The organism is Haloplanus sp. XH21, assembly GCF_023276355.1.
Classification (GTDB): domain Archaea; phylum Halobacteriota; class Halobacteria; order Halobacteriales; family Haloferacaceae; genus Haloplanus; species Haloplanus halobius.
This window is the reverse complement of record NZ_JALLPL010000001.1, coordinates 1,387,567-1,401,780: the sequence shown is the minus strand read 5'-3', so window position 1 is coordinate 1,401,780 and position 14,214 is coordinate 1,387,567. Positions and strand designations below refer to the sequence as shown.

The 14,214-nt window shown below is 67.3% G+C and carries 15 protein-coding genes; 9 read left to right on the top strand and 6 right to left on the bottom strand.

What is annotated here, in order from left to right:
- Nucleotides 1-5: 5 nt before the first annotated feature.
- A complete protein-coding gene (gene purH, locus MXB53_RS07215; protein WP_248896710.1) occupies nucleotides 6-1,589 on the bottom strand; it encodes a bifunctional phosphoribosylaminoimidazolecarboxamide formyltransferase/IMP cyclohydrolase in 1,584 nt (527 codons plus the stop codon).
- A gap of 457 nt (nucleotides 1,590-2,046) precedes the next feature.
- On the opposite strand from purH, the gene purB reads away from it, so the two are divergent.
- From purB to MXB53_RS07195, 4 genes are all read left to right on the top strand, one after another.
- On the top strand, nucleotides 2,047-3,447 hold the full coding sequence (gene purB, locus MXB53_RS07210; protein WP_248896709.1) for an adenylosuccinate lyase: 1,401 nt from the start codon (nucleotides 2,047-2,049) through the stop codon (nucleotides 3,445-3,447).
- A 53-nt stretch (nucleotides 3,448-3,500) separates the two neighbouring features.
- Nucleotides 3,501-3,845, top strand: a complete 345-nt coding sequence (locus MXB53_RS07205; RefSeq protein WP_248896708.1) for a glutaredoxin family protein — start codon at nucleotides 3,501-3,503, stop codon at nucleotides 3,843-3,845.
- Between the two features lie 115 nt (nucleotides 3,846-3,960).
- Nucleotides 3,961-4,524, top strand: coding sequence for a DUF7110 family protein (locus tag MXB53_RS07200; RefSeq protein ID WP_248896707.1), 564 nt, complete (start codon nucleotides 3,961-3,963; stop codon nucleotides 4,522-4,524).
- A 143-nt stretch (nucleotides 4,525-4,667) separates the two neighbouring features.
- On the top strand, nucleotides 4,668-5,558 hold the full coding sequence (locus tag MXB53_RS07195) for a class I SAM-dependent methyltransferase (protein WP_248896706.1): 891 nt from the start codon (nucleotides 4,668-4,670) through the stop codon (nucleotides 5,556-5,558).
- Nucleotides 5,559-5,581: 23 nt separating this feature from the next.
- On the opposite strand, the gene MXB53_RS07190 is transcribed toward MXB53_RS07195, so the two are convergent.
- Together MXB53_RS07190 and MXB53_RS07185 are read right to left on the bottom strand one after the other, a co-directional pair.
- Nucleotides 5,582-6,067: a metal-dependent hydrolase gene (locus MXB53_RS07190; RefSeq protein ID WP_248896705.1), complete on the bottom strand. Its 486-nt coding sequence runs from the start codon at nucleotides 6,065-6,067 to the stop codon at nucleotides 5,582-5,584.
- Complete coding sequence (locus MXB53_RS07185) at nucleotides 6,060-6,551, bottom strand: OB-like fold-containing membrane protein (RefSeq protein ID WP_248896704.1); 492 nt, start codon at nucleotides 6,549-6,551, stop codon at nucleotides 6,060-6,062. The genes MXB53_RS07190 and MXB53_RS07185 overlap by 8 nt, the downstream gene beginning before the upstream one ends.
- A gap of 86 nt (nucleotides 6,552-6,637) precedes the next feature.
- Here MXB53_RS07185 and MXB53_RS07180 point away from each other — a divergent pair, with 86 nt between their 5' ends.
- Entirely contained in the window at nucleotides 6,638-7,987 is a 1,350-nt protein-coding gene (locus MXB53_RS07180; protein WP_248896703.1) for a phosphohexomutase domain-containing protein, read from the top strand.
- Between the two features lie 78 nt (nucleotides 7,988-8,065).
- A complete protein-coding gene (locus MXB53_RS07175; protein WP_248896702.1) occupies nucleotides 8,066-9,433 on the top strand; it encodes a geranylgeranyl reductase family protein in 1,368 nt (455 codons plus the stop codon).
- Between the two features lie 91 nt (nucleotides 9,434-9,524).
- Here MXB53_RS07175 and MXB53_RS07170 read toward each other — a convergent pair whose 3' ends face one another.
- Both MXB53_RS07170 and MXB53_RS07165 read right to left on the bottom strand, forming a co-directional pair.
- Nucleotides 9,525-9,875, bottom strand: a complete 351-nt coding sequence (locus MXB53_RS07170) for a DUF4234 domain-containing protein (RefSeq protein ID WP_248896701.1) — start codon at nucleotides 9,873-9,875, stop codon at nucleotides 9,525-9,527.
- 94 nt (nucleotides 9,876-9,969) lie between these two features.
- A complete protein-coding gene (locus MXB53_RS07165) occupies nucleotides 9,970-11,256 on the bottom strand; it encodes an amidohydrolase (RefSeq protein ID WP_248896700.1) in 1,287 nt (428 codons plus the stop codon).
- Between the two features lie 92 nt (nucleotides 11,257-11,348).
- Between MXB53_RS07165 and MXB53_RS07160 the strand changes: the two genes are divergently transcribed.
- A complete protein-coding gene (locus tag MXB53_RS07160; RefSeq protein ID WP_248896699.1) occupies nucleotides 11,349-12,887 on the top strand; it encodes a Na+/H+ antiporter NhaC family protein in 1,539 nt (512 codons plus the stop codon).
- The gene (locus MXB53_RS07155; RefSeq protein ID WP_248896698.1) at nucleotides 12,884-13,144 is read left to right on the top strand and encodes a DUF7513 family protein; all 261 of its coding nucleotides are present in this window, start codon (nucleotides 12,884-12,886) and stop codon (nucleotides 13,142-13,144) included. Before MXB53_RS07160 ends, MXB53_RS07155 begins: the two co-directional genes overlap by 4 nt.
- A 36-nt stretch (nucleotides 13,145-13,180) precedes the next feature.
- Here MXB53_RS07155 and MXB53_RS07150 read toward each other — a convergent pair whose 3' ends face one another.
- The gene (locus tag MXB53_RS07150; protein WP_248896697.1) at nucleotides 13,181-13,513 is read right to left on the bottom strand and encodes an uS10/mL48 family ribosomal protein; all 333 of its coding nucleotides are present in this window, start codon (nucleotides 13,511-13,513) and stop codon (nucleotides 13,181-13,183) included.
- A 218-nt stretch (nucleotides 13,514-13,731) separates the two neighbouring features.
- On the opposite strand from MXB53_RS07150, the gene MXB53_RS07145 reads away from it, so the two are divergent.
- Nucleotides 13,732-14,202, top strand: coding sequence for a bis(5'-nucleosyl)-tetraphosphatase (locus MXB53_RS07145; protein ID WP_248896696.1), 471 nt, complete (start codon nucleotides 13,732-13,734; stop codon nucleotides 14,200-14,202).
- Nucleotides 14,203-14,214: the final 12 nt, after the last annotated feature.

The window sequence follows — 14,214 nt, the reverse complement described above, 5'->3', positions numbered from 1 at the left end:
CCTGGTCAGTCGTGGCGGAAGGTCCGCTTGCCGGTAAAGGCCATCGCCATTCCGTGGTCGTCGGCGGCGGCGATGACGTCCTCGTCGTTGACGGAGCCACCGGGCTGGATGACGGCCTCGATGCCCGCCGCGGCGGCCTGTTCGATGCCGTCCGGGAAGGGGAAGAAGGCGTCCGAGGCCATCACGGCGCCCTCGGCGGATTTCCCCTCGGCGTGTTCGTCGGCCTTCATCGCCGCCAGGCGGACGGCGTCGACGCGACTGACCTGGCCCATGCCGATACCCACCGTCTCCGTCCCCGTCGCGAAGACGATACCGTTGGATTTGACGTGTTTGAGCGTGCGCCACGCGAACAGCATCGTTTCGATTTCGTCGTCGGTCGGGTCGCGTTCGGTGACGATTTCCAGATCCGCGCGGGTCGGCGCCCAGTCGTCGCGCTCCTGGACGAGTCGGCCGCCCGCGAGCGGTTTCTCGGTCAGCGACGCGGTGCGCTCGCCCAGCGACCCGATGTCGAGGACGCGGAGGTTGTCCTGGTCGGTGAGTACGTCGAGTGCGCCGTCGGTGTAGCCCGGCGCGACGACGACTTCCTTGAACGACTCGACGATAGAGTCGGCGGTGGCGGCGTCACAGGGGCGGTTGAGCGCGACGATGCCGCCGAAGGCACTCATGGCGTCGGTGGCGAGGGCGTCGTCGTAGGCCTGGGCGAGCGAGTCGGCGGTCGCACACCCCGCCGGGTTGGTGTGTTTGATGACCGCGGCGGCGGGGTCCTCGAACTCCCGAATCAGGTCGAGGGCGGCGTCGGCGTCGTTGTAGTTGTTGTACGACAGCGCCTTCGCGCCCTCGTTCAACTGCGGGGCGTGAACGACGCTCGCGGTGTCGCTCGCGGCGTCGGCGTAGAGCGCCGCCTCCTGATGCGGGTTCTCGCCGTAGCGGAGCGTCCGGGTTCGGTCATCGGAGACGACGCGACGGGTCGGGAACTGGCCGTCGTCGTCGCCCTCGACGGTCACCTCGTCGGCGTCGCGATCCACCGTGACGCGATCCTCGGCGAACCACTTCACTGCGCGCGGGTAGGCCTTGAACTCCGCGTCGTGGAGGACGCGGCGTTTCAGGTCGTCGGCGTCGTCGTCCTCGTACACCGGCACCGCTTCCTGGGTGACGATGGGGCCGGCATCGAGTTCCTCCGTCGCGACGTGGACGGTGCAGCCGGTGGTACGGACGCCGGCGTCGAGCGCCTGTTCGTGGGCGTCCTCGCCGCGGAACGCGGGTAAGAGCGAGGGGTGGACGTTGAGCGTCGTCGGCAGCGCGTCGAGCATCTCGCCGGAGAGGACGCGCATGTAGCCGTCCATGCAGACGAGGTCGAACTCGTAGTCGTCCAGGCGCTCTCGGAGGCGCGCTTCGTGCTCCGCTGTGGACTCGTCGGCGCCGCGTCCGACCACCTCGGTCGGAATCCCGCGGTCGGCGGCCGACGACAGCACGGGCGCCGACTCGTCGTCGGTACAGACGACCGCCACCTCGGCGCCACCGGGCGCTCGGTCCGCGATGTGCAGCAGGTTCCGTCCGCGATTGCCGGCGAGACCCGCGATTCGTAACATATGCGTGGGAGGCCCGCGCGAGGGAAAAACAGTTGCGACTCGCTGAGTCCATGTACTGTGCGTAGAATGTGACTGAACTGTCGGTGGAACGCTTGCGTCCACCTCGAAAGCCCACCCAGCGACGGCTGGTCGGCCAGCCGATGCGGGCGGGACTGAAAGGGGCGAGTCGTTGAAGGAAGGCGGGCGTTCACGGCGGCTCCGCCACCGTGAGCTCGGGAGAGCTTTGCTCTCCCGGTGACGTAAGCACGCGACCGAAGCGAGCGCGCGCAGCGAGCCCCCCGACTCCAGCGACTCGGGGCTTTCACGGCGACAACGTCGCCGTGAGTTCGGGTGACCCAAGGTCTCCCGGCTTTCGAGGTGTTCACAGCAGTAGCTTAGGAGTATTCGCCGATTCTCGTCACACACCACTGTCCGCCGTATCGGTACGCTTTTGCGTCGTCCCGGGGCACTCCCGGACATGACCGATCTGCCACGGAGCGACCCGCTCGCGGCCGTCTCGCCGCTCGATGGCCGGTACGCGAAATACACCGAACCGCTGGTACCCTACGCCAGCGAGTCGGCGCTCATGCGCGCTCGCGTCCGCGTTGAAGTCGAATACCTGCTCGCGCTGGCCAATCTCGACGCGACGCCCATCGCCATCGACGGCGACGACCGGGCGGCGCTCCGGGACTGCTACGAATCGTTCGACGCCGACGACGCCAGACTCGTCAAACGTCTGGAAACGGAGGGGGCCGAGGGCTACGCCGCGACCAACCACGACGTCAAGGCGGTGGAGTATTTCCTCCGGACTCGGACCGACGAGTCGCTCCACCCGTGGATCCATTTCGGCCTGACCAGCGAGGACGTGAACAACCTCGCGCACCGCCTGCTGCTCAAACCCGCCGTCGAGGAGGTACTCCTGCCGGCGTTGGCGGACGTACGCGACGAACTGGCGTCGCTGGCTCGGGAGTATCGCGACACGCCGATGCTGGCGCGCACCCATGGCCAACCCGCGACGCCGACGACGTTCGGCAAGGAGATGGCGGTGTACGCCGCCCGCCTCGGGCGGGCGATGGGTCGGACCCGCGAAGCGGCCGACGACCTGTCGGGGAAACTCGCCGGCGCCTCGGGCACCTACGCGGCCCACGTGGCGGCCTACCCCGACGTGGACTGGGAGACGGTCGCCCGCGAGTTCGTCACGGATCTCGGTCTCGATCACACGGCGCTGTCGACGCAGGTGAACCCCTGTGACGACATCGCGGCGCTGTTCGACGCGATCCGCGGCGTCAACAACGCCCTCCTCGACCTGGATCTTGACGCCTGGCTCTACGTCTCGGACCGATATCTCGGGCAGGAAGCCGTGGCAGGCGAGACGGGGTCGTCGACGATGCCCCACAAGGTGAACCCCATCGACTTCGAGAACAGCGAGGGCAACCTCTCGAAGGCCAACAGCGATCTAACGTTCCTGGCCGACTACGTCACCACCTCCCGCCTCCAGCGTGACCTCTCGGACTCGACGGTCAAGCGGAACATGGGCGCGGCGCTCGGCCACTGTCTCATCGCCTACCGAAAGACAGAGGCAGGACTGGAGAAGGTCGTGCCGAACGAGACGGTGATGCGCGAGGAGTTGGAGGCGACACCCGAGGTCATCGGCGAGGCAGTCCAGACCATCCTGCGCCGCGAGGGCGACACCGCGGCCTACGAGCGGGTGAAGGAACTCACGCGGGGCCAGCGCGTGACTCTCGACGACTTCCGCGCGCTGTTCGACGACCTGGACGTGGACGAGTCGGTGCGGGCGGAACTCCGACGCTTGACGCCGGCGACGTACACGGGACGGGCCGCGACGCTCGCCGACAGCGTCGACGACACAACGGAGTAGGCGTGATCGGGGCTTGCGCAACCCCTTTTACCCGCGGTCCCCTACGTTGTTGTATGACGTTCCAACCCGGGAGCGACCTCGACGCCGACGACGTACAGACGCGTGTCGACGCGGCCATCGAGGACAACGACGTAGTGCTGTTCATGAAGGGCAACCGGTTGATGCCCCAGTGTGGCTACTCACAGCGCGCGCTCGAACTCATCGACCAGTACGTCGACGACTTCGAGACGGTGGACGTGCTGCCGGCGATCGACGAGTTCCGCGACGCGCTCGAATCCCACAGCGGGTGGGAGACGACGCCCCAGACGTACGTCGAAGGGGAGTTCATCGGCGGGAGCGACGTGCTCGCGGAACTCGACGAGCGCGGCGAACTCGAAGCGACGCTCGCCGGCGAGTGATAGCGGCTGTCGCGCGACGTGTTCGTCGCCCAACGAGAACAGTAGACCATATAAGCACACGACCCCTACAACGGGGTAGACGGGCGTAGTGGCGCCACCTTCGCCGAAACCAACTATGTCAGGCCGCGTATATCGACTCCATTCGACGCTCGAACTGCCACTCGAAGACGTTCAAGAGTATTTCGAGGGGGACCCGGACCTCCCCCCCGAGATCGACGACGTCAACCTCACTCGACGCAACAACACGCTGATCCTCAAAGCCGTCGCTGAAGACGACGAACTGAGCAAGTACACGCCGACGGCCCAGTTGAAAGCCAGCGTCACCGAGACGCGGGTGTACGAGGAGGAACCGCCCCGGGCCGGCGGCCCGTGGCAAGAGGAAGAAGAGGAGATCCCGTCGGAGCTCGTCGAGTTCGCCTGCTTCAAGGGCGACCGCGAGACGGTGCTCCAGAACACCGCGCTCCAGTACCCCATGTTCCTCGTGCTGCAGGACATCGCCCGGATGTGCGAGAAGGGGACGCTGACGGCCATCGTCGAGGAGGACGACGAACTCAAGGCCACCCGCATCGTCGAGGGCGAGGACCGACCCGCGTCGGTCGAAGTCGTCGAGAACCCCAGCCAGTCCCAGGCCGAGAAAAACGGCGTCAACTGGCGGGACAATCAGTTCATCTCGGACTGACGGAGTCTAACGACTAGGTTATCAGTCGTACCGAGAGGTCTGGTTCACGATGGGTCACGCGGTAGAGACCGATATCGGCACGCTCGTTCCCAGCGAGCGAGGTCCGGAAATGCTTATCCACGTCTTCCAACACATACGATAGGATGGCTTCCGATCAGGGCTTCCACGAAACGAGCTACGAGCGCCACCAAGACCACTACGATAGTGAACAGGCTGATGATAAGGCAGAGGAGTGGCTGAACGACGGGTCGGTCGACGCGTGGCGACATCAGCGGATGTACCGGACCCTGGACCCGATTCTCGAAGCCGACCCCGATGCCCGGTGGCTCACCATCGGCGACGGTCGTTTCGGAATGGAAGCCCAATACATCCTCAACCACGGCTGTGAGGCGCTGCCGACGGACATCTCGACCGAGTTGTTGGCTGAAGCGGAAGAAATGGGGCTGATACCGGAGTACCAACAGGAGAACGCCGAGGCCCTGTCTTTCGACGACGGATCCTTCGATTACGTGTTCTGCAAGGAGTCGTACCACCATTTCCCGAGGCCGATGCTCGCGCTCTACGAGATGCTTCGGGTTGCTCGAAAAGGAGTCGTCCTGATCGAACCCAGCGACTCATTTATTAACGCACCGCTCGGAAAGAAACTATTGGATGCAGCAGCCGGGCTCGCAGACAGGAGTATCGGCCCGGGACGGTTCGAGTTCGAGGAGTCTGGAAACTATAAGTACACCCTCTCCCGCCGTGAGATGGAGAAAGCCGCTCTCGGCCTGAACTACGACACGGTTGCGTTCAAGGGGATCAACGACGTGTACGTGTCCGGCGTCGAGGACGAACAACTGAGCGAGGACGGTCCACTCCAACGGAAAGTTCGACGCTGGCTCACGATCAAGGGGTTGCTCTGTCGGTTCGGGTTCATGAACCACAGCCTACTCACTGCCGCGATCTTCAAATCGGAGCCCCCTGAACCGGTTCGGAATGGGCTCTCGGAAGCCGACTACGACATCGTCGACCTCCCGGATAATCCGTACATCTGAGACGGAGCGTTGGTGACGGAAATTCAGTCGTCCTGTCGGTGGACGACAGCGATGAGAGTGGCAATGACGACGGCGACGGCCGCGGGCCACCGCGCCGAACTCACGTAGAAATTCGGCCCCGGAAGCGCGTGATCGGTGAGCGGCCAGAGGTAGGGGTGGGTGTAGCCGGACGGAAACAGGAGGAGATAGTCGAGCGCGAAATGCGACGCGGCGCCCAGGCCGCCCATAGCGGCGAGCTGACGACGGTATCGCGGCGCCACCAAGAGGGTCCCGATGATGAGGACGACGGCGACGCCGCCGACGGTAAGCAACGCCTTCCACGAGAAGGGGAGACCGAGCTCCGTCGCTATCGCCTCGTCGCTCACGAGCAGGTCGAGGCGGTTGAAATCGGGAACCGCCGCGCCGACCATCGCCAGCGTCACCGCCGCGGGGGTGACGCGTTCGTCGCGCAGGGACAGCAGGGTCGCGAGCACGTACGCGACGAGGACGTGCGTCAGCAGATCAGCCACCCTTGCCCTCCCGCGGGACGAACCGAACGTGGTCGGTGTCGAACCGCCAGGTCCGAACGAAACGCACGAGTAACAGGAGCGCGCCGAGCGCGGACACGCTGTAGAGATACGTGATTTCCCACGGCGCGCGGACGAGTGCGCGCTCGACGGTGACCGAGCCATCGGGGCGCACGACGCCAGCGAACCACACGTCGTCGCCCGGCGTCGGCGTGGCGTCACCGACGGCCCCGTCGCGGAGTTCGCGAACGACGATTGGAGGACCGTCGTCGAGTTCGATAATGGCCCGCTCACCGTCGACGGAGCGGACGGTGCCCGCGAGGACGACCCGGTCCCCCGGCGCAACATCGCCGCTGGCGACGTGGCCGTTACCGGGATAACGGTGGGATTCGGGCGCCGGCGTCAACGCGCCGTACTGCACACAGAGGCCGCCGAGGAGGGCGAGCAAGAGGGCGATGGCGATGCCGCGACGCGGAATCGGACGCATCCTGCCGGCCGTTTCGGCGCGTCGCCGATGAGCCTGTCGGCTGCCGCCACCGACCGATACAAACCGGTGGGCGCCGGAGGACCGGTATGGATCTGTTCGGGACGGCAGGCATCCGCGGCAGCGTCGAGCACGCGGTGACGCCGGAACTCGCGGTGGCGGTCGGACGGGCAGTCGGCCGGACGGCGACGGGCGACGTCGTGGTCGGCCGCGACGGACGGACGACGGGCGAGGGACTGGCGTCGGCCGTCGAGGCGGGCGTCCTCTCCGGTGGGGCGTCGGTACGGCGGGTCGGCGTCGTGCCGACGCCGGCGCTGGCCTTCGCCTCGCAGGGGCGCCGCGGCGTGATGCTCACCGCCTCACACAACCCGCCGGGCGACAACGGGATCAAATGCTTCGTCGACGGCGTCGAGTACGACCGCGACGAGGAGCGCGAAATCGAACGCGGCGTGGCCGATGGCGCCGATCCCGTCGCCTGGGACGCGTGGGGTGACCGCCGCGAGGAGTCGGTGCTCGGCGCCTACCGCGACGCGGTGGTGGCGTACGCCGAGAACTACGGCGCCCCGCTCGCGGGACTCGATATCGTCGTCGACTGCGGGAACGGGATGGCGGCGCTGGCGACGCCCGCGGTGTTGCGGGAACTCGGCGCGAGCGTCACGACGCTGCACGCCAACGTCGACGGCCACTTCCCGGGGCGCGGGAGCAAGCCCACGCCCGACTCGCTGACGCACCTCCGACGGTTCGTCGCCGACGGCGACGCGGCGCTCGGTATCGGTCACGACGGCGACGCCGACCGCATCGTCATCGTCGACGCCGACGGCGAGGTGGTCCACGAGGACACCGTGCTGGCCATCGTCGCCGAGCGGTACGTCCGCGCGAGCGACGCCGCCGATCCGGTGGTGGTGACGACGCCCAACGCCTCCGCTCGGATCGACGAGCGCGTCGACGTGGCGGGGGGTCGCGTCGAGCGGGTTCGTCTCGGCGCGCTCCACGAGGGCATCGCACGGGTCCGCGCGGGTGAGGGAACGGTTGCCTTCGCCGCCGAACCCTGGAAGCACGTCCACCCGGCGTTCGGTGGCTGGATCGACGGCGTGGTCAGCGCGGCAGTGATCGCCCGGTTCGTCGCGAGCGAGGGCCTCGACGCCCTGCGTGCGCCGGTGACGGAACGGCCGTACCGCAAGGTGAGTGTGTCCTGCCCGGACGAGGCGAAGACGGCGGCGATGGAGCGACTACGGACGACGCTCCCCGAGGCGTTTCCGGACGCGACGGTCGACACCGACCACGGGGTGCGACTCGAACGCCCCGACGGGTCGTGGGTGCTGGTCCGGCCGAGCGGGACGGAGCCGTACGTCCGCCTGTACGCCGAGAGCGAGGCCGTCGACGACCTGGTGGCGACCGTCGAGGCGGTCATCGAGGACGCCGTCGAGGCGGTGTCGTAGGCAGTCAGTCGTTTCGTCGACCGCCGAACGACAGGACAGGGATAAAGAGTTTTGCCACCGCGGGAGCGACACCCACCAATGACCACCCACGAGTGCGACGTCGTCGTCGTCGGCGCGGGGACCGCCGGCTGTTACGCCGCGGCCACCGCCGCTCGCGCCGGCCTCGATGTCGTCGTCGTCGAGCGGAAAGACGAGTCGGAGGCGGGCCACATCGCGTGTGGCGACGCCCTGAAGGGGGCCGACGCCTTCCCCGATGTCATCCCGAAATCGCAGATCGAAGCCTCGTTCACCAACACGGGCGTCGACCACGGCCGGTTCGAACTCCCGGCCCACGACACGGTGCTCGACATCCCGGTGCCGGGCGAACTCGCCGTGATCGACCGCTGGGAGTACGGCCGCCGCATCATCGACGGCGCGGAGGGGGCCGGCGCCGACTTCCACTACGACACCGTCGTGCAGGACGTGTTACAGGACGGCGCCCAGGTAACCGGCGTCCGCGGCATCCGGAAGGGCGACCCCGTCACCTACGAGGCGCGCGTCACCGTCGACGCGGCGGGCGCGCTCTCCATCCTGCAGGACAAGGCCGACCTCGGAGAGACGACCTTCGACACAAACGTCTCCTACTCGCAGTTCTGTTCGGCCTACCGCGAAATCGTCGAGGTGCCCGAACCGGTCGAGTGGGACGACGCCCTCGTCTTCAAGCCAACCGAGCGCGCGGCGGGCTACCTCTGGTATTTCCCGCGGACGAGCACGACCATCAACGTCGGTCTCGGCTTCCAGATGACCGAGGAGCCGATGAAACTGGTCCACGACCTGCGGCGGGACCTGGAGAACCGTCCGGAGTTCGCGGGCGCGGAAGTGACGGACAAACTCGGCGCGGCGCTGCCGACCCGCCGCCCCTACGACTCGGCCGTTGCGCCGGGCTTCGTCGCCGTCGGCGACGCCGCCGGCCACGTCAACCCGACGACCGGCGGCGGCATCGCGGGCGCGGCCTACGCCGGCACCTACGCCGCCGAGGCCATCGTCGACGCCCTTGACGACGGCGGCCCCACCGAGGCGGCGCTCTGGGAGTACAACGAGCGCGTCATGGACCACTTCGGCGCGCGGTACGCCGGCCTCGACGTCTACAACGTGCTCTCGACGGCGGTGGACGTCGACGATCTCATGGGACTCCTGGCGTCGCTCCCCGGCGAGAAACTCGCCGAGGCGCTCTACTCCGGCTCCACCTCGATGGGGCTCGGTCTGAAGCTCAAGAGCGCGGTCAAGAGCTTCGGCTACTGGGGGACGATCCTGGATTTCTACCGGACGAAGCAGCTCGCGGAAGAACTGATGGGTCGCTACGACGCGTATCCGAGCGATCCGTCGGGGCTGGACGCGTGGCAGCGCAACCGCGATTCGCTGATGGAACGGGTCTACGAGACGACGGGCGCGGAGCCGAAGTACTAGTCGGAAGTATCGGAAGTCACCATAGATTCTCGCCGTGACGGGTCGGCGAGAATCTATCGACAGTTACGATAAGCCCTATAGCGCCGCCCGATCAGCCCCGTTCCGCGACGTCGTTGATCCCGGACTGGACCAGATACCAGAAGGCTGGCACGAAGACCAACCAGAGGAGGAACAGGACGACGCCGTCCTGATCGGTCACCGCTTCGCAGTCCTGGCTCGTTTTCCACATGACGACCAGATTGTATATCGGGACGAACAGCCCGACCGTCCGCAAGGTAGGGTTGAACTCGGCGTCGGTCCCGGCGGCGAGCTGTTTGTGGGTCACGTGAACCCAGTAGATGCAGTACAGGGAGAGCGTGACGACCGAGAGGATGACCTGTTTCGCGAGCGAGCGGGGCTGGAACGCCGCGGGATCGGAGACCTGTGGCGGGCTGTCAGCCATACGCCCAGATGTAATCAGTATAACAAATAGGTCCCGGCGACGGTGTCGCCGCCCACAGGTGGCAACTCGCGCTGGTGACGGACAGCCGGCGGTATCACGCGATACCGGCCGGGTCGTCGTCGAGAGTCCGTATCGTCCCGGACAACACGTCGACGGCGATACTGATCGTCTCCTCGTCGACATCGAAGGCGGACGTGTGGTGGCCGCCGGGATGGTCGGTGCCGACACAGACGTAGGTGGCGAGACCGCCGCGTTCCTGGACGTGTCGCATGAGATACGTGGCGTCTTCGCTGCCGCCCAGGTCGTCGCTGTCGAGGATGGAATCGACGCCGGGCGTCGACGCCGCGGCCGCGGCGACGAGCGAGGCGAGTTCCGTATCGCTCTCGGCGCTCGGGGCTCGACCCGCGTATTCGACCGCTACCTCGCAGTCGTGCATGTCGGCGGCCGACCGGAGGATGCGCTGGGCGTGGTCGTCCATGTACTCCATCAGTTCGGTGGTCTCGCCCCGCACCTCGCCCTCGATGAAGGCGTCCTCGGGGACGATGTTCGAGGCGGTGCCGCCGCCGACGCGGCCGGCGTTGATCCGCGTCGCGCCGTCGTCGTGGCGTGGGATGGAGTAGAGGTTCTGGACGGCGGTGGCCATCGCCTGCACCGCGTTGCGCCCGCGTTCTGGATGGCCGCCGGCGTGGGCGGAGTCGCCGCTGAACGACGCGTCGAAGTGACTCACCGCGAGGAAGCCGTCGACGCCGGCCACCACCTCGCCGGTGGGGTGGTCGAGGCCAACGTGAAGCGCGAGCAGGTAGTCGACATCGTCGAGGTGGCCGCCCTTGGCCATCGGTTCGCCCCCCGAGACGGCCTCCTCGCTCGGCTGGAAGAACACCTTGAGCGTGCCCTGGAAGTCGCTCTCGGCGATGGCGTCGATGACGCCGACGCCGATGGTCGCGTGGGCGTCGTGGCCGCAGGCGTGCATGTACCCCTCGTTTTCGGACCGGAAGCCGGCGTCGGCGGGGCGGTGCTCCGGGTCGTCGGCCTCGGTGATAGGCAGGGCATCGATGTCGACACGGAGGCCGACGGTCGGGCCCTCGCCACGCCGGAGAACGGCGACGAGGCCGGTGTAGCCACCGCGGAGGCGGTCGACCATGTCCTCGCGCGCGCCGGCGTCGATAGCCCGCTGCGCCCAGTCGTCGAGTTCGTCGTCAGGGGGGACACCCCGGCGGTCCGCGGCCAACACTTCGGGGCCCACGTGGAGTTCGTCGAGCGGCCGCGTTTCGAGTTCGTCCACGAGGCGGGCGGTGGTGTAGAACTCCCGCCACGCAGGCTCGGGGTGCCGGTGGAGATCACGTCGCAGTGCGAGCAACTCGTCGGTACCATCCGCACTCATACCGGAGCGATACGCGGCGGAGACGATAAGTTGTCGGGCGCGAGCGGCGCGTTTCGAGTGGTTTAATCGGCCGTCCCCCGGACATAGGGGCGATGAGCGACCACGATCCACCGGAGGCACCACCCGACGCGTCCCGAATCGACTTCTACGGCGGCCGCGCGATGAGCGCTCTCCCACTCGCCGTGTTCGTCGTCTGGGCCATCGTTCAGAGCGGGCTGCTCGGCATCGGCGACACCGCCGGCCTCGTCGTCGGCATGCTCGTCGGGCTCATCGTCGGCATGCTGTTCGTGCGCGGCGACTGGAAGACGTACGCCGATGTCATCTTCGAGGGGATGACCCAGCGGGTGGCCGCGACGGCCGTCGTGGCCTGGCTCTGGGCCGGCATGTTCGCCGAAACCATCCAGGCCGGCGGGTTCGTCGACGGCCTCGTGTGGGCGTCGAGCGCGGCGAACGTCGGCGCGGCGCTGTTTCCGGCGCTCACCTTCCTCTTTGCCGGCCTGCTGGCGACGGGCATCGGCACGGGCTACGGCACCGCCGTCGCCTTCACCAGCCTGGTCTTCCCCGCCGGCATCCTGCTTGGCGCCGACCCCGTGCTCATGTTCGGCGCCATCCTCTCGGGCGCCGTCTTCGGCGACAACCTCGCGCCCGTCTCCGACACGACCATCGTGAGCGCGGTGACACAGGACGCCGACATCGGCGGCGTCGTCGCCTCGCGATTCAAATACGCCCTCGTCGCCGCGGTGCTCGCGCTCGCGAGCTACCTCGTCGCCGGGAGCGCCATGGCGGGCGAGCCGCTCGACGTGACCACTGAAGCCGCCTCCAGTGTCGGCCCGCTCGGTCTCGTTCACCTCGCCTCTATCGCCGTCGTCATTGGCACCGCCATCCAGGGCCGGCACATCATCGAGGCCATCTCGTGGGGGCTGCTCGTCTCCGCGGCTCTGAACCTCGTTCTCGGCCTCGCGCCCGCGTCGGCGATGCTCGTCTTCCGGTCCTCGGCCGAGTCGGGCCTCGCGGCGACACTCGACGGCCTCCCCCTGATCGGTGCCGTCGTCGAAGTGTCGCCCGACGCGACGAGCGCGGTCGGCGGCAGTCTCTATACGGGCGCCGTCGGCTTCTTCCCGCTCATCGTCCTCGTCCTCCTCATCGTCGGCGCGGCGCAGGTGATGCGGGCCGGCGGTGGCTTCGCCGCCATCGAGGAGTGGCTGCTCGAACACGTCGCCACGACCGTTCGGCGGGCGGAGACGACGATGGTCCTCGGCACGGCCATCGTCAACGCCACTATCACCATCAACACCGCGGCCGAAATCGCCATCGCGCCGTTCATCCGTACGCTCGGCCAGCGGTTCAACATCAACGGCTACCGCCGGGCCAACATCCTCGACGCCAACACGTCGGCGCTCGGCTACATCTTCCCGTGGGGCGGTGGCGTGCTGGCCGGATACGCTGCAATGTTACAGCTCCCCGACCAGTTCGGCTGGTTCACCGAGGCGATGCTCGTCAACCCGGCGGCGGTGTGGCCCTACGTCTTCCACGGGTGGTTCCTGGTGGCCGTGTTCCTGCTCGCCGCGTGGAGCGGCTACGGCCTCGAATACGTCCCCGACCGGCAGAGCGAGGAGGTGGCGCGCGTATGACCCTCAGCAAACTCCTCGCGGGGTGGTCGTTCCGGACGAACAAACCGACCTACGACGCTGGCGACGAACTCACGGCGTTCGTCACGGGCTACGAGGACGGCGAGGCGCGCGTGCGCATCGGCGATACGATCATCACGCTCCCGGACGCGGAACCGGGACTCGTCGACCGACGCGTGCGACTGCGGGTGACGGAGTTCGATACGGAGACTGCGGTCGGGCAGGGAGAAGTGCTGGAGATCGTCGATCCGGCGGCGTGAACGGTGGCTTTCGCCTCGCTACCGCTGTAACGCGGCCTACGTGTTCCCCTGACCGAGCGGTTTCTTGCGGTCGACTTCGATTTCGACGTGGACGCTCTCGGGGAACTCCATGTGACCGACACGGCGGGCGACATCGTCGTTGCCGTGGATTTCGAGGCGGCGCGAGTAGACGGTGTAATCCCAGGGGGTGAACTGATCGCCCGGCTGGAGGGTGCGATACTGCGGGACGCTGAACCGCTCGGGCGGCGAGGAGTGGGGTCCCTTGCATTCGGCGCCCTTGCGCTCGACCATCCGCTTGATGTCGGTGACGAGCGACTCCAGCGCTTCGCGGTCCCCGCTCTGGAACGTGAGTTTGGTGACGAAGGCCATCGGTTACTCATCCCTGCGCGCTCGACGGGCAAAAACGCATCTCTCCATCGGCCGGCCTCGATCCGGATCTGTCACGCCCGTTCGGTGGTGTGAATTATAGGGGGTGACACCTGTCGAGCGGTTCTCGCCGGGCCATTTTGGCGAGAATCCCTGCGGACGGCCGATGCCCCCTACACTCCCTCGAAGACCCTATAACCCATGACCGCTTACTGCGGGTAATGACGGTTGAAGCGACCAGTGCTGGAGCCATCCTCTTCCGCGACACCCGTGGCCATCGGGAGTACTTGCTCCTGAAGAGCCGACCGGGGGACTGGGAGTTCCCCAAGGGCGGGGTCGAAGGCGACGAGGAACTCCAGCAGACTGCGATCAGAGAAGTCACCGAGGAGGCCGGCATCGAAGACTTCCGGCTCATCGACGGCTTTCGCGAGGAGTACGACTACGTGTTCGAGGCAGGCGGCAACACCATCCACAAGACGGTCCACCTGTTCATCGCCCGGTCGTTCGAGGCGAGCGCCGAGCTCTCGAACGAACACCGCGACCTGCAGTGGCGCGACTACGACCAGGCGATCAACACGATCACCCAGGACGGCCCCCGCCAGATCCTCGAGGACGCCCACGACTATCTCGACGACCTCGTGACCGAGGTCGATGCGGAGGAAGCGGACCGCGAACGGACCTATCTCGGGTAGGCCGCCACCGAC

Bases quoted from the DNA above. Each gene is read 5' to 3' on its own strand.
- MXB53_RS07195 (WP_248896706.1), top strand. From the start codon at position 4,668: ATGGCTTCCGATCAGGGCTTCCACGAAACGAGCTACGAGCGCCACCAA.
- MXB53_RS07155 (WP_248896698.1), top strand. From the start codon at position 12,884: ATGACCCTCAGCAAACTCCTCGCGGGGTGGTCGTTCCGGACGAACAAA.
- MXB53_RS07200 (WP_248896707.1), top strand. From the start codon at position 3,961: ATGTCAGGCCGCGTATATCGACTCCATTCGACGCTCGAACTGCCACTC.
- purB (WP_248896709.1), top strand. From the start codon at position 2,047: ATGACCGATCTGCCACGGAGCGACCCGCTCGCGGCCGTCTCGCCGCTC.
- MXB53_RS07165 (WP_248896700.1), bottom strand. From the start codon at position 11,256: ATGAGTGCGGATGGTACCGACGAGTTGCTCGCACTGCGACGTGATCTC.
- MXB53_RS07205 (WP_248896708.1), top strand. From the start codon at position 3,501: ATGACGTTCCAACCCGGGAGCGACCTCGACGCCGACGACGTACAGACG.
- MXB53_RS07150 (WP_248896697.1), bottom strand. From the start codon at position 13,513: ATGGCCTTCGTCACCAAACTCACGTTCCAGAGCGGGGACCGCGAAGCG.
- MXB53_RS07160 (WP_248896699.1), top strand. From the start codon at position 11,349: ATGAGCGACCACGATCCACCGGAGGCACCACCCGACGCGTCCCGAATC.
- MXB53_RS07175 (WP_248896702.1), top strand. From the start codon at position 8,066: ATGACCACCCACGAGTGCGACGTCGTCGTCGTCGGCGCGGGGACCGCC.
- MXB53_RS07180 (WP_248896703.1), top strand. From the start codon at position 6,638: ATGGATCTGTTCGGGACGGCAGGCATCCGCGGCAGCGTCGAGCACGCG.
- purH (WP_248896710.1), bottom strand. From the start codon at position 1,589: ATGTTACGAATCGCGGGTCTCGCCGGCAATCGCGGACGGAACCTGCTG.
- MXB53_RS07145 (WP_248896696.1), top strand. From the start codon at position 13,732: ATGACGGTTGAAGCGACCAGTGCTGGAGCCATCCTCTTCCGCGACACC.
- MXB53_RS07170 (WP_248896701.1), bottom strand. From the start codon at position 9,875: ATGGCTGACAGCCCGCCACAGGTCTCCGATCCCGCGGCGTTCCAGCCC.
- MXB53_RS07185 (WP_248896704.1), bottom strand. From the start codon at position 6,551: ATGCGTCCGATTCCGCGTCGCGGCATCGCCATCGCCCTCTTGCTCGCC.